Annotated in this window: 18 protein-coding genes; 14 read left to right on the top strand and 4 right to left on the bottom strand. The window is 29.5% G+C overall.

All coding sequences use genetic code 11. The annotated features are described in order from the left end of the window. Positions 1-43 precede the first annotated feature (43 nt). Genes VJY38_RS10990 through VJY38_RS10980 form a run of 3 tightly spaced genes read left to right on the top strand, consistent with a single transcriptional unit; the run spans position 44 to position 3,139 of the window. On the top strand, positions 44-2,074 hold the full coding sequence (locus VJY38_RS10990) for a S8 family serine peptidase (protein ID WP_353680755.1): 2,031 nt from the start codon (positions 44-46) through the stop codon (positions 2,072-2,074). Positions 2,075-2,078: 4 nt separating this feature from the next. Further along, positions 2,079-2,720: an O-methyltransferase gene (locus VJY38_RS10985; RefSeq protein ID WP_353680754.1), complete on the top strand. Its 642-nt coding sequence runs from the start codon at positions 2,079-2,081 to the stop codon at positions 2,718-2,720. Then, positions 2,720-3,139 (top strand): hypothetical protein, encoded by a 420-nt coding sequence (locus VJY38_RS10980; RefSeq protein WP_353680753.1) that lies wholly within the window; start codon positions 2,720-2,722, stop codon positions 3,137-3,139. The genes VJY38_RS10985 and VJY38_RS10980 overlap by 1 nt, the downstream gene beginning before the upstream one ends. A gap of 49 nt (positions 3,140-3,188) precedes the next feature. Here the strand turns inward: VJY38_RS10980 and VJY38_RS10975 are convergent, their stop codons facing one another. Continuing rightward, positions 3,189-3,617 (bottom strand): RrF2 family transcriptional regulator, encoded by a 429-nt coding sequence (locus VJY38_RS10975; RefSeq protein ID WP_353680752.1) that lies wholly within the window; start codon positions 3,615-3,617, stop codon positions 3,189-3,191. Between the two features lie 104 nt (positions 3,618-3,721). Further along, positions 3,722-4,345 carry an IMPACT family protein gene (locus VJY38_RS10970; protein WP_353680751.1) on the bottom strand — a complete coding sequence of 208 codons (624 nt, stop codon included), beginning with the start codon at positions 4,343-4,345 and terminating at the stop codon, positions 3,722-3,724. Between the two features lie 80 nt (positions 4,346-4,425). Between VJY38_RS10970 and uvrA the strand changes: the two genes are divergently transcribed. Genes uvrA through rdgB form a run of 3 tightly spaced genes read left to right on the top strand, consistent with a single transcriptional unit; the run spans position 4,426 to position 8,221 of the window. Next, positions 4,426-7,260, top strand: a complete 2,835-nt coding sequence (gene uvrA, locus VJY38_RS10965; RefSeq protein WP_353680750.1) for an excinuclease ABC subunit UvrA — start codon at positions 4,426-4,428, stop codon at positions 7,258-7,260. Positions 7,261-7,271: 11 nt separating this feature from the next. Further along, positions 7,272-7,634, top strand: a complete 363-nt coding sequence (locus VJY38_RS10960; protein ID WP_353680749.1) for a carboxymuconolactone decarboxylase family protein — start codon at positions 7,272-7,274, stop codon at positions 7,632-7,634. Next, positions 7,631-8,221 carry an RdgB/HAM1 family non-canonical purine NTP pyrophosphatase gene (gene rdgB / locus VJY38_RS10955; RefSeq protein WP_353680748.1) on the top strand — a complete coding sequence of 197 codons (591 nt, stop codon included), beginning with the start codon at positions 7,631-7,633 and terminating at the stop codon, positions 8,219-8,221. Before VJY38_RS10960 ends, rdgB begins: the two co-directional genes overlap by 4 nt. A gap of 49 nt (positions 8,222-8,270) precedes the next feature. Here rdgB and VJY38_RS10950 read toward each other — a convergent pair whose 3' ends face one another. Continuing rightward, a complete protein-coding gene (locus VJY38_RS10950) occupies positions 8,271-9,740 on the bottom strand; it encodes an RtcB family protein (protein WP_353680747.1) in 1,470 nt (489 codons plus the stop codon). 21 nt (positions 9,741-9,761) lie between these two features. Further along, positions 9,762-10,187, bottom strand: coding sequence for an archease (locus VJY38_RS10945; RefSeq protein WP_353680746.1), 426 nt, complete (start codon positions 10,185-10,187; stop codon positions 9,762-9,764). Between the two features lie 199 nt (positions 10,188-10,386). Between VJY38_RS10945 and VJY38_RS10940 the strand changes: the two genes are divergently transcribed. From VJY38_RS10940 to carB, 8 genes are all read left to right on the top strand, one after another. Then, positions 10,387-12,432, top strand: coding sequence for a GWxTD domain-containing protein (locus tag VJY38_RS10940; RefSeq protein WP_353680745.1), 2,046 nt, complete (start codon positions 10,387-10,389; stop codon positions 12,430-12,432). A gap of 89 nt (positions 12,433-12,521) precedes the next feature. After that, entirely contained in the window at positions 12,522-13,265 is a 744-nt protein-coding gene (locus VJY38_RS10935) for an ABC transporter ATP-binding protein (RefSeq protein ID WP_353680744.1), read from the top strand. Next, positions 13,258-14,607 (top strand): DNA repair protein RadA, encoded by a 1,350-nt coding sequence (radA, locus tag VJY38_RS10930; RefSeq protein ID WP_353680743.1) that lies wholly within the window; start codon positions 13,258-13,260, stop codon positions 14,605-14,607. Before VJY38_RS10935 ends, radA begins: the two co-directional genes overlap by 8 nt. Positions 14,608-14,612: 5 nt before the next feature. After that, the gene (locus tag VJY38_RS10925; RefSeq protein WP_353680742.1) at positions 14,613-15,515 is read left to right on the top strand and encodes a DoxX family protein; all 903 of its coding nucleotides are present in this window, start codon (positions 14,613-14,615) and stop codon (positions 15,513-15,515) included. Positions 15,516-15,590: 75 nt separating this feature from the next. Continuing rightward, the gene (locus tag VJY38_RS10920) at positions 15,591-16,568 is read left to right on the top strand and encodes an aminodeoxychorismate synthase component I (RefSeq protein ID WP_353680741.1); all 978 of its coding nucleotides are present in this window, start codon (positions 15,591-15,593) and stop codon (positions 16,566-16,568) included. Beyond that, a complete protein-coding gene (locus tag VJY38_RS10915; protein WP_353680740.1) occupies positions 16,552-17,145 on the top strand; it encodes an aminotransferase class IV in 594 nt (197 codons plus the stop codon). Before VJY38_RS10920 ends, VJY38_RS10915 begins: the two co-directional genes overlap by 17 nt. A 120-nt stretch (positions 17,146-17,265) precedes the next feature. Then, positions 17,266-18,345 carry a glutamine-hydrolyzing carbamoyl-phosphate synthase small subunit gene (gene carA, locus VJY38_RS10910; protein ID WP_353680739.1) on the top strand — a complete coding sequence of 360 codons (1,080 nt, stop codon included), beginning with the start codon at positions 17,266-17,268 and terminating at the stop codon, positions 18,343-18,345. Positions 18,346-18,389: 44 nt separating this feature from the next. After that, positions 18,390-21,569, top strand: coding sequence for a carbamoyl-phosphate synthase (glutamine-hydrolyzing) large subunit (carB, locus tag VJY38_RS10905; RefSeq protein WP_353680738.1), 3,180 nt, complete (start codon positions 18,390-18,392; stop codon positions 21,567-21,569). Positions 21,570-21,722: the final 153 nt, after the last annotated feature.

The following is a 21,722-nucleotide window of genomic DNA, read 5'->3' as shown; positions in this document are numbered from 1 at the left end:
TGTTCATTAAATAAAAATACTTTTTATATGCATTAACTTAAATATGAAAATTTCTTATTCAATAATATTCTTTATTATTTTTTTTATCTCTGTGCCCGCTCAAAATAAGTACTTTATTTATTTTAAGGATAAGGGGTTCTCGGAATCACAACTTCTTAAAAAAAATTCACAAGTATTTATACAGGCAGAAAAAGAACTTTCAACAAAAGCAATTGAACGAAGAAAAAAAGTTTTAGGCAACAATTACATAACAATTGAAGATATTCCAGTCAACGAAGAATATATTCAACAGATTGAAAAGCTTGGAGTAAAAATTATACACAAATTAAAATGGTTTAATGCAGTATCGTGTTATTTAAATGAAGAACATATAATAAGCATAAAAAAGTTACCATTTGTTAAAAGTATTGAAAAAGTAAAATCAATAGTAAGCATTAAACCAGTAGATTTATATGAAAATTATTCAGTGGTTGATCTTAGAAAAACTGATTATTCTTTGAAATATGGATATTCTCAAAAGCAAAATTTACTTTCTGAAATACCTGCTGTCCATGATTTAGGGATTAATGGAAGTGGTGTGTTAATTGGTTTACTTGATACTGGATTTAGATGGAAAAATCATCCAGCATTTAGGAATATTACTGTAATAGGAGAAAAAGATTTTATTCAAAACGATAATTCTACAGCAAATGATACATCAAAAGGTGATTCCCCAAATCAAGATAAGCATGGTACAGCGGTTTTATCAATAATTGCAGGGTATGACGAAGGTAATTTGATAGGTCCAGCATATGGTGCATCTTTTCTTCTTGCAAAAACAGAATATGTGCCTACAGAAACTCATATAGAAGAAGATAATTATGCAGCAGCTCTTGAATGGATGGAAGCTCAAGGAGTTGATATTACCAGTAGTTCTATTGGATATAACACTTTTGATGCAGGCGAAAATTCTTATACATTTTTAGATATGAATGGTAAAACAACAATTGTTGCTCAAGCAGCAAATCTTGCTTTTGAAAGAGGAGTTTCTACATTTACTGCAGCTGGGAATGAAGGTAATTCAGATTGGGGTGCAAAATACGGTGATAATAAATATGGTAAAATTGTATCTCCTGCCGATGCTTTTAATATGATAGCTGTAGGTGCAGTTGATACTAATAATTTAGTAACTTCTTTTAGTAGCAGGGGACCAACAGCCGATGGGAGAATTAAACCCGATATTGTTGCTCAGGGTTCAAGAGTTTATTTTGCACTTGCTGATGGAGGATATGCTTATGGAAGCGGAACTTCATATGCAACACCAATTGCAGCAGGTATTGCAGCTTTGCTTAAGTCTGCTTATCCGCATTTAAACAACTATCAAATACGTCAGATTATTTTGGAAAGTGGAGATAATGCTAATAGTCCAGATAATCATAGAGGTTATGGTTTAATTTCTGCTCGAAGAGCAATTTCATTCCCGAATCTTGAGAAAATTAATAATCAATTTATTCTTTATAAAATTTTTATTGATTCTACGCAAATAAAATCAGAACCAGTTTATATTAATTATAAAATTGATAATAGTAACTATTATTCATACACATTGAATTATGATGGAAAATTAAAATATAGTTTTAATATACCTAATCTTAGGTATGGACAAAAAATTTCTTTTTACTTTTCCTATAAAAATGAATCTGGAGAAGTAAGAGATCCGCAATCAGGCTTATACGAATTCTATTATGGTTCTATGTTGATTCATTATAATGTCTATAGTGTTGAAGATACAACTGACTTTAAAAAAGAAATTATTTTTGATTATTACCTGTACAATAATTATCCCAATCCATTTAATGGTTCTACAAGAATTGAATTCTATTCTGTAGATAATTCCTATGCTGAATTGAGTGTATATGATTTGCTGGGACAAAAAATTAAAACTATTTTTTCTGGGAATTCTCAAATAGGTAGAAATGTTTTATACTGGAAAGGTGACAATGATTCGGGTATGAATGTTTCAAGTGGACATTATTTTTATGTACTTAAAATTAATGGGAAATATTTTTCTAAAAAGATGACTTTAATAAAATAATTTTATGAATAAAATCATTTACGAAAATCAATTAAAGTATATTGAATCGTTAAGAAATGAAAATGATCCATTAATTGAAGAGATGGAAAAATTTGCTGAGGAGAATAAAATTCCTATACTCGATAAAATTGCCGCTGATTTTTTAGAACAATTGATATTAATTCAAAAGCCTAAAAGAGTTCTTGAAATTGGAACTGCTATTGGCTATTCAACAATTCGCATTGCAAAAAATTTGAAAAAGAAAGCTTCGATCGATACAATAGAAAAAAGTCTGGATAACATTGCACTTGCAACTGATTATATCAGAAGATCAAAACTCGAATCGAAAATTAATTTAATTGAAGGAAATGCACTTGATATTTTACCAACTTTAACAAAAAAGTATGATTTAATATTTTTAGATGCAGATAAACAGGACTACGAAAAATTATTTTATTATTCCCTTATTCTTCTTAAAAAAAGAGGAGTTATTTTTATTGACAATTTACTATGGCATGGATATACTGCTTCTTCAAAAGTGCCAGATGAATATAAAAATTCTACAAAAATTATCAGGGATTTTAATAAGCTATTTATGAGTCAAACTTCTTTACAAAAAACTATTTTGCCAATTGGTGATGGGATTGGATTAGGAGTAAAAATTTAATGGACTATAAATTAGAAGCCGAAAAAATTTCTAATGCGGTTGAGGATTTAGCTAAAGGTAAATTAAAAAATAAAGAAGATTTGACCCGCATAATTGAGCTTGCATTTAGTTCAGGTAAAATGGATAAACTTCAAGAACTTGCATTTCAAGCAAAATATTCGCAAGGTATTTTAAAGATTATTCGGAGCAGGGATAATACTATTGACGATAAATATTTATCAACATTGCAGAATGAATTCATTGTATCCATTAGTAAAATTAAAAATATATTAGAAGAACTGCTTGAGGATTCATATCAATTTCTAAAAACTATTTATAAAGAAAAATTTTTCCAGCTTACATTTCAAAGCATGAATGCATTAAATGATTTGTGTAGCGATCTGGTTTATTTGAAGTACTATTTTAATGATAATAAATAAAGGGTTGTCTAAAGCAATTTCTGTTTCTTTAAACAACCCGTATAAATTCTTAACTATGTTTGCTTAGAGTTTCAGCATATTTTTCTGCAACTTCCTGAACAGACTTACTCGAAATCAAATTATAAATTCTGTTTCTTAAATCTGCCCATTCATCATGAAGTGGACATGGATTTTCATCAGAACATTCTTTTAAGCCAGTAACACATTTAAGATTAATAACAGGACCCTCAACTCTTTCGACAATTTCAAGTATAGAGCTTTTCTTTGCAAGCTCAGTTATTCTAAATCCACCACCTCTCCCTTTAAACGAATCTACATAGCCATATTTTGCCATTCTTTGTAAAATTTTAGCAAGGTAATGTGCAGGAATATCTTCGCTTTTTGCAATTTCCGAAGACATTATTAATTTATCTTTAGGTTGACGTGCTAAATATAAAATTGCTCTAATGGCGTATTCTCCAGTTTTTGTATAAATCATAATGTTACCTTTATTATTTTCGTAAAATTATTAAAAGAGTTTTATGTCTTTATTCAAATTAATTAAATAGATATATTTTGTCAATTTTTAATTGGTTTGAATCTTTATTTATACATTAATAAATCGCAGTCTTGAATTTTTATATGATGTTGAGAGTTAATTGTTAATTCTTCAATAAATTTGTTTTTTACTTCTGATGGGACCATACAGATAATTTGTGGTTCCTCTTCAAATAAATTTTTTTCGATTAGCGCGTTGTATTTAGAAATTGTTCTATGAACAAAATTTGATAGTTCGAATTGATATGTCAATACAATTTTATTATAAAGTTTCTTTAGGATTACCTCCGATTTATTTAGACATTCATAAGCTGTATCATAATAAGCTTTCCCTAAGGGACCAACTCCTAATTTTATACCACCAAAATATCTTGTGACTATTACAAGTACATTATTGAAATCAAAGTGATTAATAGCATTTAAGATTCTGATGCCTGCTGTTCCATTTGGTTCTCCATCGTCTGAATATTTTATTAATCCGTTAACAATTTTAAACGCATAACAATTGTGTGTTGCATCGAAATATTTTTTTCTTACTTCATTTAATTTTTCAGTTGCTTCAAGTTCGCTTGAAACTGGAAAAGCCATGCCAATAAAAAGTGAACTTTTTTCTTTTAATTTAAATTCTGTAGCTGAAGAAATTGTTTTTATCTGGTTAGGATAATTCATTTTTAAATTTATTTATTAGCATTGATTTTGGTTCTTCTATTATCTAAAATAACAGGTTGAACTTATACAAAATTATACAAATGCAACCATTGAATAAAATAATAATCAAAGGGGCAAGAGAACATAATCTCAAAAATATAGATTTGGAAATACCAAGGGATTCTTTAGTTGTTATTACAGGACTTTCTGGCTCTGGTAAATCATCATTAGCCTTTGATACAATTTATGCCGAAGGTCAGCGTCGTTATATAGAATCATTGTCTTTATATGCACGTCAGTTTCTTGATGTACTCGAAAAACCTGATGTAGATTTAATTGAAGGCTTAAGTCCTACAATTTCGATTGAACAGAAATCTTCTACAGCAAATCCAAGATCAACTGTTGGTACTGTTACAGAAATTTATGATTACCTTCGTTTACTTTATGCAAGAATTGGAAAAGTATATTGTTATAATTGTGGTAGAGCAGTAGAAAAACAATCATCCGATCAAATAATAGATACAATACTTAATAATTTTAATGAAAAGAAAATCTTAATTCTCGCCCCAGTTGTAAGAGGAAGAAAGGGGCACTACCGTGAACTTTTTCAAGAAATTATAAGAGATGGCTTTTTAAGAGTAAGAGTTGATGGAAATGTTTATGAATTAATAGATGATTTTAAGGTTGAGAGATATAAAGTTCATGATATTGAAATTGTAGTTGATAGATTACAGGTAGTTCAAAATTCAAGATACAGAATCAGGCAATCTGTTGAAGTTGCATTAAATTATGGTAATGGTAACATCATAGTTAATGATGGTAAAGAAGATTTCTGGTTCAGCAGAAATTTTGCATGTCCACAATGTGGAATTAGTTTTCAGGAATTAGCACCAAATTCCTTCTCGTTTAATTCACCATATGGGTCTTGTCCAGATTGTGATGGTCTGGGAGAAAAGAAAGAACTTGATGTTAATTTAATTGTTCCAGACTGGAATAAATCAATTAATGAAGGAGCTCTTGCACCTCTTGGCAAACCACGCTCTATCTGGATTTTTGATCAACTAAAAGGTATTGCAAACTATTATGGATTTTCTTTTAATACACCTCTTTCAGAATTAACAGAAGAACAGATAAATATTATACTTAATGGTACGAAAGAAAAAATCCCATTCACATATGTTTATGGCGGTGGAAGAGAAGTTACATATATGCACAAGTTTAGTGGTGTGATAAATTACATTAAACATTATTACGAAAATACAACTTCGAATAAAGTACGAGAATGGGCAGAATCTTATATGAATACATTGACATGTTCAACATGTAATGGGGGACGATTAAAAAAAGAATCTCTTTCTGTAAAAATAAATGGATTAAATATAGCTGAAGTTACTTCACTTTCAATTGAAAAAGCACTCAAGTTTTTCAAAGAACTTAAATTAAGTGAGAGAGAAGAACTAATTGCTAAACAAATTATAAAAGAAATTAAAACAAGACTTGAGTTTTTAATAAATGTAGGACTTGACTATTTAACACTTGGTCGTTCTGCAAGAACATTATCTGGTGGCGAAGCTCAACGAATTAGATTGGCTACTCAAATCGGTTCTCAACTTTCAGGAGTTCTTTATGTACTTGATGAGCCAAGTATTGGCTTACATCAATCGGATAATATTAAGTTAATAAATTCATTAAAAAACCTTCGCGATCTTGGTAATACTGTTATAGTTGTTGAACACGATAGAGAAACAATTGAAAACTCTGATTATATCATCGATTTAGGTCCGTATGCTGGTGAACATGGTGGAAAAGTGTGTCTATACGGAAGAACAGAAGAAATATTAAAATCTCCTGATGGAAAAAATTCTCTTACTGCACAGTATCTTAAGAATCAAAAACGAATAGAAATTCCTAAAGAAAGAAGAAAAGGTAATGGAAAATTTATTGAATTAATAGGAGCATCGGGGAATAACCTGAAGAATGTGAATCTTAAAATTCCACTGGGAACATTTGTTACTATAACAGGAGTTAGTGGTTCAGGAAAATCTTCATTAATTAACGAAACATTGGTAAAAATTCTTTTCAAAAAGATTTATAACTCTCAAGTAGTTCCTCTCCCATATAAAGAGATACGGGGATTAGAGAATATTGATAAGATTATAGAAATTGATCAGAGTCCTATTGGAAGAACACCTCGCTCAAATCCTGCAACTTATACTGGAGTATTTACACACATAAGAGATTTATTTGCACAGCTCCCAGAATCTAAAATGAGAGGATATACAGCAGGAAGATTTAGTTTTAATGTAAGTGGTGGACGCTGTGATGAATGTGGTGGAGATGGTTTGAAAAAAATCGAAATGAATTTTTTACCCGATGTATATGTTACCTGCGAAGCTTGTGGTGGAAAAAGATATAATCGCGAAACTCTTGAAATACTTTACAAAACTAAATCAATATCAGATGTTTTGGAAATGACAGTCGAAGAAGCATTGAAATTTTTTGAAGATCATCCTGTACTTCATCGTAAAATAAAAGCTTTGTACGATGTTGGTCTGGGCTATATGAAATTAGGTCAACAGGCTACAACACTTTCTGGTGGTGAAGCACAGAGAGTAAAATTAGCAACCGAACTAAGTAAAGTAAGCACAGGCAAAACATTATACGTTCTTGATGAACCTACTACTGGTTTGCATTTTGAAGATGTAAGTATTTTACTAAAGGTTTTAAATCAACTTGTCGATAAAGGGAATACAGTAATTGTTATAGAGCATAATCTTGATGTAATAAAGGTTGCAGATTATATAATTGATCTTGGACCTGGTGGTGGTGAACATGGAGGCGAGATTATTGCCGAAGGAACACCAGAACAAATAGCAGAAAATAAATTAAGTATAACAGGAAAATTTTTAAAAAAAGAATTAATGAGAAATAAATAATAGGTAAAATTATGAAAACAACTATAAAAGAATTCAAAAAGTATAGAGCAGAAATGAACGAAAGAATATTAAATTCAGGATTTGAAGACTTTAAAAAGTTTTTTGCTCTTGATACAAAAGCCTATATTAATGGAGCTTTACCTGCAAAAGTAAAAGAACTTATGGGACTTGTAGCTTCAATGGTTCTAAGATGTAATGATTGTATACTTTATCATATTGATAGATCTATAGAGGAAGGGGCAACGCGAGAGGAACTCTATGAATCTTTTAATATTGCTTTAATTGTTGGTGGTTCAATAGTAATTCCTCATTTAAGATATGCAATTGAAAAGATGGATGAAATTTTTGAAGAGAAAGTTGCGGAGAAAAAATGAAAATAATTTTTGCAAGTCAAAATACTGGTAAAGTTCGAGAAGTTAAATCAATATTTGAAAATTCTAACTTCGAAATCATTTCTTTATACGATTTAGGAAATAATATTGAAATTGATGAAACAGGTTCAACATTTAGTGAAAATGCTGTTATAAAAGCAAAAACAATTTATGATTATTATAAAGAACCTGTTATAGCTGACGATTCAGGACTTATAGTAGAACAACTTGATGGAAGACCTGGTGTTTATTCGGCAAGATATGCAGGAGAAAAATGTACTTTTGAAGATAATAACATAAAAGTAATAAATGAACTAAAAGAATTTCCTGAACCACACAAAGCTAAGTTTGTTTGTACAGCTGTTTTTTATGATGGTAAAAATATAATCGAAACGGTTGGAGAACTTAAAGGAAAGATTATTAAAGAACAAAGAGGCAATAATGGTTTTGGTTATGATCCAATCTTTGTCCCTGATGGTTATGATAAAACTATAGCAGAATTAAGTTTAGAAGAAAAAAATAAAATTAGTCACAGAGCAGAAGCATTTAATAAGTTACTTGCTAAATTAAAAAGATATTTTAAAATCTAAAAGCGAATGTTTATTGTTGTATTTTTCTTATAAATCAATAAGAAAATTATTAACCTTTAATTACTCCAACAGGTTTTAGTTTAGCAACTTTAGTACTTATGCCTGCATTGTGCATCACATCTACAACATCAGAAACATCTTTGTAGGCTTGTGGCATTTCTTCTGCAATTGTTTTATAACCCTTAGCCTGAATTATAATGCCACTATCTGCTAATTCTTTAATTAAATCTTTTCCTTTTGCAGATTTCATTGCTTGATGACGACTTTGAACTCTGCCAGCTCCATGGCATGAACTACCAAAAGTCTCATCCATCGATCTTTCTTTTCCAACTGTTATATAAGAATATCTTCCCATATCACCTGGAATTAAAACTGGTTGACCAACACTTCGATATTTTTCTGGAATTAATAAACTACCAGCAGGATATGCTCTTGTAGCTCCTTTTCGATGAACACACACTTTTTTTGTTATTGTTTTTCCATTCGAGTCGGTGATTTTATGTTCTTCTATTTTTGCAATGTTATGGCTAACATCATAAATTAAATGGAAATCAAGTTCGGCATCTGAAATAGAAAAAGTTTCTTTAAAACTTTTTTTAGCCAGGTGCATTATAATTTGTCTATTATTCCATGCAAAATTTGCTGCACATCTCATTGCACTTAAATAATCCTGTCCTTCTTGAGATTTAATAGGAGCACAAGCAAGCTGTTTATCTGGGAGTTTAAAGCCAAATTTTTTTTCTGATTGAACAAGCAGTTTTAAATAATCATCACAAATTTGATAACCCAAACCACGAGAACCAGAATGGATGAGAATAACTATTTGACCTTTAAATAATCCAAATACTTTTGCTACTTCTTCATCGAAAATTTCTTCTACAACATCAACTTCAAGAAAATGATTTCCAGAGCCAAGAGTTCCTGCCTGGTCTAATCCTCTTTCAATTGCTTTTTCACTTACAGATTCAGGATTGGCATCTTTGAGTTTTCCATTTTCTTCTGTAAAGATTAAATCTTCTTGAGTACCAAAACCATTTTCAATTGCCCATTCGGCTCCAATCTTTAAAATTCTTTTTACTTCCGATGGTGATAATTTTTTTATTGCACCGCTTGCTCCAACTCCAGTGGGAATGTTATTAAAAAGTACTTCTATTAACTTTTGTAATTTATTTTTTACAGTTTCATAATTTAATGAAGTACGAGCAAGACGAATTCCACAATTAATATCATAACCAACTCCTCCAGGTGAAATAACACCTTCATCTAAATCGGTTGCTGCTACTCCACCGATAGGAAAACCATAACCCCAGTGAATATCTGGCATTGCCAAACTAAACATTTGAATACCTGGTAGATGAGCTACATTTATTACCTGCTTTAATGCTTCATCATTTTTTATTGATTCTTCAAGCATTTTTTTTGAAGCATAAATTCTTCCGGGAACTATCATTCCACCCTGTACTGGTATTTCCCAGAGATAATCACTTATCTTTTCTAATTTAATACCATTTATTTCCATAGCTCCTCCTTATCTTTCCTTTTAAATATCAAATACAATTATCGTAGAAAAGTTCCCGTTTTTTTCTTCAATTTTCATTTTATGAAAAGTTACAGCTTTTATTTCTTCTTTAATTACATAATCCTTTTTTTTGATAGATTCTCCAAATACTTCAACATCCAGATGATAATTTTCATTAACCTTATGAATTAAAATTTTATTTATAAAATTTATAATCCATTTCTTGGTATAAAGTTGATAATTTAATTCACTTAAAAATTCAATCAGGAGTTCTTCTAAGGTTTTTGATGAGAAGAGAAATTTTTTCGATTGTTCTCTGGATTGAGAATTGGTTCCCATAACAATCTCTTTCCACGCAGAAAAAGCTGAAATAAAAAGTTCTTCGAGTGTCGAGCCTTCAACCTCGACTGCTACATCGGCTGTATGTTCAATAAATTTGTATGGCATATAAAAAAGTTACTTTTGTTTCTGATATTAATTTAGTTTTTTTAAGGTTGTGTGACAAATTTTCTGTAGAGAAAAAAGCTTCAATTGATTTTACATTTTTCTGTTATTATGTTTTTGTAGAACTCTATTTTGTCATATGATTATAATAACAAAAAATATAAGTTTTACATTTAATCTTATATTGTTCATTCTTTGTTTAATGATCCAAAATGTATATTCAGAACATTATAAAAATATTACTGAACTCAATATTAAAGGTAAAAAAGCACTTGAGAATAAAGATACTTTATTAGCAGAAAAGTTTTTCTTGGAATCCATCAGAAAATACAATGATGCAGATTCTTATTATCAATTAGGAAATATTAATCTAAAAAGAAACACTTATAATTTCAGAAATTTAGCTTATGAATATTTTAAGAAAGCTACATTATTAGAACCTCATAATATTAATTATCGATTTGCTTATGCTACATTAATGAAAGACTTTGCTAAGATTAGTGCTATAAGAGAATTCCAGAAAATTCTTGAAATTGATAGCACACATATTCCTACCTATCTAAGTCTGGCTGAATTAAAAAGTCTGGAATTTAATGAGTATAATAATTCAGTCAGAAAGTTAAGTGATGAATTTTATGCAAGTTTGCAGGATTATGCTAATAAGGATTTTTATGAAGCAGAAAATTATTATCTAAAAGCATTAAAGTTAGATTCGACTAATTACGAAGCAAACTTTAAATTAAGTTTACTTTATGAAAATGCTGGAAAACCAGAAAAAGGAATTCCATTACTAATTCGACTTATAAATTTGAAGAAAGATGATAAAGATATTCATCTATTACTTGGACTTCTTTATTATAAAACTTCAAAGTTTAATTTGAGTTATAATGAATATCGAAAAGCAATTGCTCTTATGAATCGAGAAGAAAAAGAAGATTTTACTTTTAATACAGTTAAGTTCTTGATTGAACCATTATATCAAAATGTAATTAACAGGATAAGTGAAATAGAATTAAAAAAATTTATTGATGTATACTGGAAAGTGATGGATCCGCTTTATATGACAGATTATAATGAAAGACTACTGGAACATTATTCACGAGTGGTATATTCCAATTTGCATTTTAGTGTACCTAAGTTAGGATTGATAGGCTGGAAAACAAATCGTGGTGAAATTGTTCTTCGATATGGAGAACCATTAAATTTTATTCGCCTGCGACCATCAATGGGAGAAAATGGTTTTATGATGAAAACAGAAATATGGGATTATGAAGATATGAGTTTTGGATTTACAGATATGGCATCTTCAGGTAATTATTTATTTAGTTGGCCTTCTAACGAAAAGGATAAAGTGCATTCACAATTTTCTGGCAATACATTGGATTACATTAATACATTAAGAAAGATTCGTTATTCGTTTTATGAACCTAAATACGAAGGTCCAAACTTTGATATAAATTATTCTGTTCTTCAATTTAAAAGTGAAAAGAAATTATATCAAACGGATATGTATTTTAATTATTTAATTGATGTTCCTGATTCACTGTTTAATACAAATGAAAAGATTAAACATAAAATTGGTATTTTCTTTTTTGATAAGTATTATGAAGAGCAATTGAAAAAAATAGATAGTATTATTATTAATAAAAATGAAAAAGATAAATATGTAAATACTTTGGCAGTCTCTTCTTATCCTGACTCAGGTTTTATCTCCTTTGAAATTATAAGAGAAGGTGATAATGGGACTTACTCGAATCGTGAAGATTTTGAAATAAAAAGATTTAGTAATACAGAGCTTTGTTTGAGTGACATTTTGCTATCAAAAAAAATATCTAAAGAAAAAATTAAGGGGATTTTAAGAAAAAATATTTATTTCACTCCTGATCCATTAAATCAATTTTCAAGAAGTGATTCAATTTATTTATACTACGAAATTTATAATCTCAGAAGAAATGAGAATGGTATTTGCGATTTTGAACAAAGAATATCAATTAAAAAGTATAAAGAAAAATCTGAAAGTGGTTTTGAAAAAATTGCATCTGCTGTTTCTAACATTTTTGGATTAAATGATGATTCTGAAATAATTGTTACATCAAATTATAAAACACTGGAAGATAGTCCTCAAATTATTTTACAACTTGATATGAAAAATTATCTTCCTGAGAAATATTCAATTACAATTACAATCAAAGATAATATAAGTAAAAGAGAAGTATCATCATCAACATTCATTAACTTATCAGAGTAATTATACACTCAGCAGAATAAATTTATTTGTTAATTATATTCGATTAATCTTTTTTATATTTCATAATAAAAATAAAAGTTAATTAACAAATGATAGAAATAAAAAACATTCACAAAAATTTTGGTGATAATTATGTTTTACGTGGTATTGATTTGAATATTAATACTGGAGAATCTCTGGCAATAATTGGAAAAAGTGGATGTGGTAAAAGTGTTTTGCTAAAACATATTGTGGGATTATTATTCCCTGAAAAAGGTGATGTGATAATAGATGGTAAATCAATATATCAATTAAGTAAAAAGGAATTATATAAAATAAGACAAAAATTTGGATTCCTCTTTCAGGGAGCTGCTTTATTTGATTCAATGACAGTTTTTGAAAATGTTAGTTTACCACTTATTGAAAATAATTTTGGTTACACAATTGGTGAGATAAAAAAAATTGTTGAAGAAAAATTAGAACTTGTTGGTCTACGAAATATTCTTGATTTAAAACCATCTGAATTATCTGGGGGAATGAAAAAACGAGTTGCTTTAGCTCGTGCTCTGGTTACAAATCCCGATTACATTCTTTACGATGAACCAACTACAGGTCTCGACCCAATTATGTCTGATTCAATTGATGAGTTAATCAAAGAACTTAACGAAAGATTAAATGTTACATCAATTATTGTAACTCATGATATGTTTAGTGTTAAAAATACTGCAGATAGAATTGCTATGATTCATGAAGGGAAAATTTATTTTACTGGCACACCTCAGGAATTTCTTGATAGCAAAGATCAAGTAATTGAAAATTTTATTAAAAGGACAGGCTTTTTGATTAATGAGTAAATCAAGTATAAAATATGTTTGTACACATTGCGGCTATGAATCAATTAAATGGCTTGGTAAATGTCCATCCTGTGAAAACTGGAATACTTTTATTGAAGAATTTGTAGAAGAAAAGAAAAAAGGATTACGCAAAAATATTCCTGAAATTTTACTCGATAAATTAAATTCAACAGTAATTGAAGAAGATCGGATTAAATCAGGAATAGAGGAATTTGATAGAGTGCTTGGTGGTGGATTAATGCCTGGTTCTGTTGTTTTAATTGGCGGCGATCCTGGAATAGGTAAATCTACTCTTGTGCTTCAGGCAGCTTCAAAGATTAATAGAAAAATAATTTATGTAACAGGAGAAGAATCATTAAGTCAAATTAATTTGCGTGCAAAAAGATTAAATATCTCTTCTGAAAATATTTTTATTCTTACCGAAACTGATCTTGATATAATTATTAATTCAATAGAAAAATACGAACCTGCAGTAGTTATAATTGATTCTATTCAAACTATCTATAAACCAGATTTAGAAAATACCGCTGGAACAATTACACAAATAAGAGAATGTACTGCAGAATTAATGCAACTGGCTAAAAAGAAAAAATGTGCTATTGTAATCGTAGGACATATAACAAAAGATGGAATGATTGCAGGACCAAAAATATTGGAGCATATCGTTGATGTTGTTTTACAATTTGAAGGTGAACGAAGTTATTCATATAGAATATTGCGTTCTAATAAAAATAGATTTGGTAGCACAAATGAAATTGGCATTTTTGAAATGCACGAAGATGGATTATATGAAGTAACAAATCCCAGTGAAATATTTCTTAGTGAAAGAGAAAAAGAAATTTCTGGTTCTGTTATTACTTCGAGCATGGAAGGAACAAGACCAATTTTACTCGAAGTTCAGGCATTGATAACGCCTTCTGTTTATGGTAATCCACAAAGAGTTGCAACTGGATTTGATTATCGTAGACTTTCAATTCTACTGGCAGTACTTGAAAAAAGAGCCAATTTAAAGCTATCTTCTCAAAATGTTTTTTTGAATATAGCAGGCGGAATTAAGATTGATGAACCTGCAGTTGATCTTGCGGTTTGCTGTGCAATTGCTTCAAGTTATACAAATCGACTTGCTAAAAGTAATTTGGTGGTAATTGGCGAAGTTGGTTTAGGTGGCGAAGTTCGAAGTGTTAGTAACATCGAAAAAAGAATTCAGGAAGCTGCCAAACTGGGATTTAAAGGAGTTGTCATTCCCGAGAACAACTATAAATCAATTAACCTTAAAAATTCTATTGAAATAATTCCTGTTGAAAATATTATTTCTGCATTGAAAAACGTATTAACTTCTTAGGTAAAATGATGAATGTGAACGTTCTTAAAAAATATCAAGGGAAAATCATTAAAGATATTTTGAGAATTTTTATTGGAGTTGTTTTTATTCTATCTGCTTACACAAAATTTATTTCTCCTGGCATTGTCGAAATAATATTAGTTGAACATGGAATTTTCCCTTCAAGAGAAATTGCGGCAATAGTTGTTCGCATATTAATCGGTATTGAGTTTTCTATTGGCATTTTGTTTATACTGAATTATGAATTGAAAAGAGTAGCTATTCCAGTAGCAATGATTTTTTTAATTGCTTTTACAATTTATTTATTCTATTCAGGCTATGTATTGAAAGATAATCAAAATTGTGGTTGCTTTGGAGAAGTGATTCCAATGTCGCCATTAGAATCGATAATTAAAAATGTAATTTTAGTAGCACTCGTACTTTTTTTAATAAAATTAAATCCGAATAATAAAAATAATTTTCGTCTTACATTGCTTATCATTCTTTTAATTCCATCTATAATGTTTATTGTTTTACCTTTTAAATCATATAAAAATTTTACATTTGGGGATATTACATATTTCGAAGGAAAAGGTAGAGTAGATTTAACAAGTGGAGAAAAGTTTATTGTTATACTAAATACCGAATGTGATCATTGTCAGCAATTAGCAAAAGAATTGGTGTCTCTAAAATCTAATCCAGAAATTTCATCCAAAATTTATGCACTTTTATTTTCCGAAGGTGAAATTTCTGTGGATTCATTTAAAACATTAACTGGATTTGACTTTCCCTATCACCAAATTGATATTAATAAATTTTTCGATTTAATAGGTAGCAATCCCCCAAGAATTTACTGGTTGAAAGATGGTATTGTAAAAGAATACTGGGATAGTGATTTTGTCAATAAGCTTTTAAATTCACAGAAGTAAATTTATTGTTAAGCTTATTAAACTTTAGTCTTATTATTTTAATCCAGCTCAATTCTATTTTTAGTTATGATTGAAATGATTAATAAAAATAAAATATATTCTGCAATTGAATTAATGAATAACTATGGTAGAAATCGTATCCCATTTTTATTTATTATAGACTTTGATATGAATTCTCCTATTATCTTGCCACAATCAGATTTAATGAAAGAAGGAATACTATTTGAAATTAATAACACTAAAAAGAAAAAGTATCATCTCAACAAAAAAATAGAATTCGAGAAATATCCCATTTCATTTTCAGATTATAAAAAAATATTTGAAAAAGTTTACGATGAAATTTATGCAGGAAATACTTATCTAATAAATCTAACTTTGCCTACCAGAATAAAAACTAATCTTTCTCTCCATGAAATATATTTATTAAGCGATGCAAAGTATAAATTGTTATATAAAAATAAATTTGTAGTTTTTTCACCAGAAACATTTGTAACAATTAAAGATGGATTAATTTCATCGTATCCAATGAAAGGAACAATAGATGCATCTATTCCAGATGCAGAACAAATTCTATTGAGTGATGAAAAAGAAATTGCTGAACATAACACTATAGTAGATTTAATTAGGAATGACTTAAGTATGGTTTCAAAAAATGTAAGAGTAGAAAAATTCAGATATATTGATAAATTAATTACAAATGATAAAACATTACTGCAGGTGAGTTCAAAAATTGTTGGTGAACTCGAAAAAAATTATAATGAAAAAATAGGTGAAATTATTTTTACACTTTTGCCTGCTGGATCAATAAGCGGAGCTCCCAAAAGAAAGACAGTTGAAATAATTCATAATGTTGAAATTGATGAACGTGGTTACTACACTGGAATTTTTGGAGTATTTGATGGCATAGACTTAGAAAGTGCAGTTATGATCCGTTTTATAGAAAATAAAGATGGAGAATTTATTTACAGAAGCGGTGGTGGTATAACATTTATGAGTAATCCATATTTAGAATATCAAGAATTAATAGATAAAGTTTATGTGCCGATTAATTGAAACAATAAAAATATTTGATAAAAAATTATTCAATATTGAATATCATAACAGAAGAATGAATAATTCAAGAAAGATATTATTTGGTTGCGATGATGAAATTAATTTATTAGATAAAATTATTATACCTTCATACTTAAGCAACGAATTATATAAATGTAGAGTTATATATTCGAAAGAAATAGAATCAATAGAATTTATTCCTTATAAGAAAAAAGAAATTTATAAAGTGAAAGTTGTGGAAAACAATGATATTGAATACGAACACAAGTATGAAGACAGAACTGCATTGACAAAAATGTTAATAGATTCAAATGCAGATGAAATTATAATAATCAAAAATAGATTAATTACAGATGGCTCATTTTCCAATATAGTTTTAAGTGATGGGAATTCATATCTAACACCTGCAACCCCTCTTTTAAAAGGTACAAAGCGTGCTAAACTTTTAGATGAAGGAATTATAAAAGAAGATGAACTAAAAGAAAAAGACTTGAAAAAATTCAAATATATTTTCTTTATTAATGCCATGCTCGATCTGGAAGATAATAACAAAATTCTTCTTGATAAAATTATTTAAATACTTCTGTGAAAAAATAATAACCAATTTGGTACAAAATAAAATTTTTATATATTTGCACAATTTGTTTTGACATCCATTGATAATCCTCCCATATTATTAAAGAATTAGGAGTAAAAATTGAGTATTCCAAAAAGTGTAACAAAACAAAAAGGAAAACTAATACTAAAAAATGGAAAAACATTTGAAGGATACATTTTTGGAAGTCATAAATCTGTAGCAGGCGAAGTTGTTTTTAATACAGGAATGGTTGGATATCCTGAAACTCTAACAGACCCATCTTATAAAGGACAAATCCTTGTCATGACGTATCCTCTAATTGGGAACTATGGAATTCCCCAAATGGATAGTGATGATATTCCACAAAATTTTGAATCATCAAGAGTTCAGGTTTCTGGTTTAATAGTTTCAGAAGAATCTGAAGCTTATAACCACTGGAATTCAGTTGAAAGTTTGAATGATTGGTTAAAACGATTTGATGTTCCTGGTTTATATGGTATTGATACAAGAATGTTAACAAAAATTTTAAGAGAACATGGAACCATGCTTGGTAAAATTGAAGTTGGTAATGAAAAAGTAGACTACTACGATCCAGATAAAGATGATCTAATTTCGAAAGTTACAGTTTCAAATGTTACTAAATATGGAAATGGCAAAAAAAGAATCTTATTAATTGACTGTGGATGTAAAAAAAGTATTTTAACTAATATTTTAGAAAGAGATGTAACAGTTATACGAGTCCCTTATGATTATGATGTAGAAAAGGAAGATTATGATGGCGTAGTTATTTCTAATGGGCCTGGTAATCCTGTAGTATATAAACAATTAGTTGCATCTACTAAAAAATTAATTCAGAAACAGGTGCCCATACTTGGAATTTGTATGGGACATCAAATACTTGCTCTTGCTGCAGGTGCCAAAACATATAAACTAAAATATGGTCATCGAAGTCAAAATCAACCAGTAAAAGAAGTTAATTCGAATAAGTGTTATGTAACTTCTCAAAATCATTCATTTGCTGTGGATACAAAAACATTACCACGTGGTTGGTATCCATGGTTCGAAAACCTAAATGATTATTCTAATGAAGGAATGATTCACGAGAGATTACCATTCAGAAGTGTTCAATTTCATCCAGAAGCAACTCCTGGTCCAGTTGATACTTCATTTATCTTTGATGAATTTTTAAAAGACATCTAATTTTCAACATTAATTTTCAAAAAAATTGGTTAATAAAAGGAGAAATGAAAATCAAAAAAGTATTAATCTTAGGAAGTTCTGCGTTAAAAATTGGTGAAGCAGGTGAATTTGATTATTCAGGTTCACAAGCTATAAAAGCATTAAAAGAAGAAGGGATTTTTACAATCCTGATTAATCCAAATATTGCTACAATTCAAACATCAGATTATCTTGCAGATAAAGTTTATCTCCTCCCGATTAATACACACTACGTAGAAAAAGTAATTGCAAAAGAAAAACCTGATGGTATTCTTCTTGGTTTTGGTGGACAAACTGCTTTGAATTGTGGTCTTGCACTTTATCGTGAAGGAATTCTTGAAAAATATAAAGTGAAAGTATTGGGAACTCCAATCGAAGCAATCGAGAATACAGAAGATAGACAATTATTCTGCAATAAACTTTCTGAGATAAATGTAAAATTTCCTCAGAGCAAAGCTGTTACAACAGTTGAAGATGCAATTGAATATGCAAAGAAAATAGGATTCCCTGTTATTATAAGAATTGCTTATGCACTTGGTGGATTGGGCTCTGGAATTTGTAGAAATAAAACAGAAGTTAAAAAACTGGCTACAAAAGCATTGTCATATTCTTCACAAATTCTTGTAGAAGAATATCTTGAAGGCTGGAAGGAAATTGAATATGAAGTAGTTCGTGACCGCTATGATAATTGTATCACAGTTTGCAATATGGAAAATATTGACCCAATGGGAATTCATACTGGAGAAAGTATTGTTGTTGCACCTAGTCAAACTCTTACGAATTATGAATATCACATGCTAAGAGAAGTTGCAATAAAAACAATTCGTCATCTTAATATAGTTGGAGAATGTAATATACAATTTGCACTCGATCCAAATTCATCAGACTATCGTGTTATAGAAGTTAATGCAAGATTATCAAGAAGTTCTGCTCTGGCTTCTAAAGCAACAGGATATCCACTGGCATTTGTAGCTGCAAAATTAGCACTCGGCTATGGTTTGCATGAATTACCGAATTCAGTTACAAAAACTACAAAAGCATTTTTTGAACCCGCACTGGATTACATTGTTGTAAAAGTGCCTCGGTGGGATTTGAAAAAATTTAGACTTGTTAAACGTAACATCGGTTCTTCAATGAAATCTGTTGGCGAAGTTATGGCAATTGGTCGAAAATTTGAAGAAGCTATTCAAAAAGCAATGCGTATGCTCGATATTGGTGTGGAAGGTCTGACAGCAAGTAGAACAAAAATTGAATTCGATAATTTAGAAGAAGCATTAAGTCATCCTACAGAAGAAAGAATGTTTGCTGTTGTTCAGGCATTTAAGAAAGGTTATTCTGTTGACTGGATTCATTCATTAACACATATCAATAAATGGTTTTTATATAAAATTCAGAATATTGTAGAGATAGAAAAGAAAATTGCAGCTTCTAATAAATTAACAAAAGAACTTTTACTCGAAGCAAAACAACATGGATTTTCTGATAGACAAATTGCAAATATATTGAATAAAGATGCTCACGATATTTATTTATTAAGAAGAAAATATAATATTAGACCTTTTATTCAACATATTGATACACTTGCAGCTGAGTACCCTGCTAAAACAAATTATTTATATCTTACTTATAACTGTTCTGCTCACGATTTTGATTTTAAACTTAAAGACAGCATAATTATTCTTGGCTCTGGTCCTTATCGAATTGGTAGTTCCGTAGAATTTGATTGGTGTTGTGTAAATACTGTTAAAACTTTACGAGAATTAAAATATAAGACTGTTATGATAAATTGTAATCCAGAGACCGTTAGCACAGATTATGATGAATCCGATGCATTATTCTTTGAAGAATTAACAACAGAAACAATCTGGGAAATTTATGATACTATTAAAGCTCGCGGTGTAATAGTTTCGATGGGGGGACAAACACCTAATAATCTTGCTCTTAAACTTCATAATATTGGTGTGAAAATACTTGGTACATCTCCTAAATCAATTGACACTGCAGAAGATCGCAGCAAATTTTCTGCATTATTAGACCAATTAGGCATAGAACAACCAGAATGGAGTAAATTAAATACTATTCAAGATGCATTACAATTTGCTAACAAAGTTGGTTATCCAGTTTTAGTAAGGCCATCTTATGTTTTGAGCGGTGCTGCTATGGCAATTGCAACAGATGATGTTGAACTTACACGATATTTGCAAAAAGCTGTTGATGTTTCTCCAGAACATCCTGTTGTAATTTCAAAATTTCTTGTTAACGCAAAAGAACTTGAATTTGATGCGGTTGCTCAAAATGGAGAAATAATTTGTTCTGCAATATCTGAACACGTTGAAAACGCTGGTGTGCATTCTGGAGATGCTACACTTGTTTTACCTGCACAACGAACATATCTTGAAACAATGAAACAGATTAAAAAATTTTCAGCTGCAATTGCAAAATCTCTTAACATAAATGGTCCTTTTAATATTCAATTTCTTGCAAAGGATAATAAAGTGAAAGTAATTGAGTGTAACCTTAGAGCATCGAGAAGTTTTCCATTTGTATCAAAAACATTAAAGATTAATTTTATTGATTTAGCAACTAAAGTAATTGTAGGTAAAAAAGTTGAAAAGCAAGATGATCTAACATTTAATTATGACTATGTTGGAGTGAAAGCACCAGAATTCTCATTTACCCGTCTAGAAGGAGCTGATCCTACGACTGGAGTAGAAATGGCTTCAACTGGAGAAGTTGCATGCCTTGGTAATGATTTTGACGAAGCATTCTTAAAAGCATTAACAGCAGTGGGATATAAGTTTCCTATAAAATCAATTTTGATTTCTTCCGGTACAATTGAATCTAAATCTGAACTTCTTGAATCAACTAGACAGCTATTGAAATGTGGAGTTAAGTTTTATGCAACACCTGGTACTGCAAAATTTATGGAATCAAATGGAATTCCTGTTGAAACTCTTGATTGGCCATTAAATGGTAAAAGTCCCAATGCTGTTGATTTTATAAAAGCTGGCAAAATTGATCTTGTAATTAATATTCCTAAAAATTTCCAGGAAGAAGAGTTAACAAATGATTATTTAATAAGAAGAACTGCAGTCGATTTTAAAATACCATTAATTACAAATAGACAACTTGCGATGAGATTGGCTGAAGCACTCGTAAATAAAAATCCTTTGCAATTAGAAGCTAAAAGCTGGGATGAATATTAATAATACTTTATCTGAATAAAATATTTTGCATTGTTAACTTTTGATAATTCTAATCACAGTTACAACGAAATTTATTACTTCCAAAAAGTTGATGAAGTAATATTACTTCTTTAAACTTTCACCAGCAGTTTTTGTAATTAAATTATCCCGTCA

This window comes from Rosettibacter firmus (assembly GCF_036860695.1).
Lineage (GTDB): Bacteria > Bacteroidota > Ignavibacteria > Ignavibacteriales > Melioribacteraceae > Rosettibacter > Rosettibacter firmus.
This window is presented reverse-complemented; position numbering and strand designations above follow the sequence as displayed.

What these genes read in the sequence shown, in the direction of transcription:
- VJY38_RS10990 (WP_353680755.1), top strand. Translation starts at nt 44, where the DNA reads ATGAAAATTTCTTATTCAATAATATTCTTTATTATTTTTTTTATCTCT.
- VJY38_RS10985 (WP_353680754.1), top strand. Translation starts at nt 2,079, where the DNA reads ATGAATAAAATCATTTACGAAAATCAATTAAAGTATATTGAATCGTTA.
- VJY38_RS10980 (WP_353680753.1), top strand. Translation starts at nt 2,720, where the DNA reads ATGGACTATAAATTAGAAGCCGAAAAAATTTCTAATGCGGTTGAGGAT.
- VJY38_RS10975 (WP_353680752.1), bottom strand. Translation starts at nt 3,617, where the DNA reads ATGATTTATACAAAAACTGGAGAATACGCCATTAGAGCAATTTTATAT.
- VJY38_RS10970 (WP_353680751.1), bottom strand. Translation starts at nt 4,345, where the DNA reads ATGAATTATCCTAACCAGATAAAAACAATTTCTTCAGCTACAGAATTT.
- uvrA (WP_353680750.1), top strand. Translation starts at nt 4,426, where the DNA reads ATGCAACCATTGAATAAAATAATAATCAAAGGGGCAAGAGAACATAAT.
- VJY38_RS10960 (WP_353680749.1), top strand. Translation starts at nt 7,272, where the DNA reads ATGAAAACAACTATAAAAGAATTCAAAAAGTATAGAGCAGAAATGAAC.
- rdgB (WP_353680748.1), top strand. Translation starts at nt 7,631, where the DNA reads ATGAAAATAATTTTTGCAAGTCAAAATACTGGTAAAGTTCGAGAAGTT.
- VJY38_RS10950 (WP_353680747.1), bottom strand. Translation starts at nt 9,740, where the DNA reads ATGGAAATAAATGGTATTAAATTAGAAAAGATAAGTGATTATCTCTGG.
- VJY38_RS10945 (WP_353680746.1), bottom strand. Translation starts at nt 10,187, where the DNA reads ATGCCATACAAATTTATTGAACATACAGCCGATGTAGCAGTCGAGGTT.
- VJY38_RS10940 (WP_353680745.1), top strand. Translation starts at nt 10,387, where the DNA reads ATGATCCAAAATGTATATTCAGAACATTATAAAAATATTACTGAACTC.
- VJY38_RS10935 (WP_353680744.1), top strand. Translation starts at nt 12,522, where the DNA reads ATGATAGAAATAAAAAACATTCACAAAAATTTTGGTGATAATTATGTT.
- radA (WP_353680743.1), top strand. Translation starts at nt 13,258, where the DNA reads ATGAGTAAATCAAGTATAAAATATGTTTGTACACATTGCGGCTATGAA.
- VJY38_RS10925 (WP_353680742.1), top strand. Translation starts at nt 14,613, where the DNA reads ATGATGAATGTGAACGTTCTTAAAAAATATCAAGGGAAAATCATTAAA.
- VJY38_RS10920 (WP_353680741.1), top strand. Translation starts at nt 15,591, where the DNA reads ATGATTAATAAAAATAAAATATATTCTGCAATTGAATTAATGAATAAC.
- VJY38_RS10915 (WP_353680740.1), top strand. Translation starts at nt 16,552, where the DNA reads ATGTGCCGATTAATTGAAACAATAAAAATATTTGATAAAAAATTATTC.
- carB (WP_353680738.1), top strand. Translation starts at nt 18,390, where the DNA reads ATGAAAATCAAAAAAGTATTAATCTTAGGAAGTTCTGCGTTAAAAATT.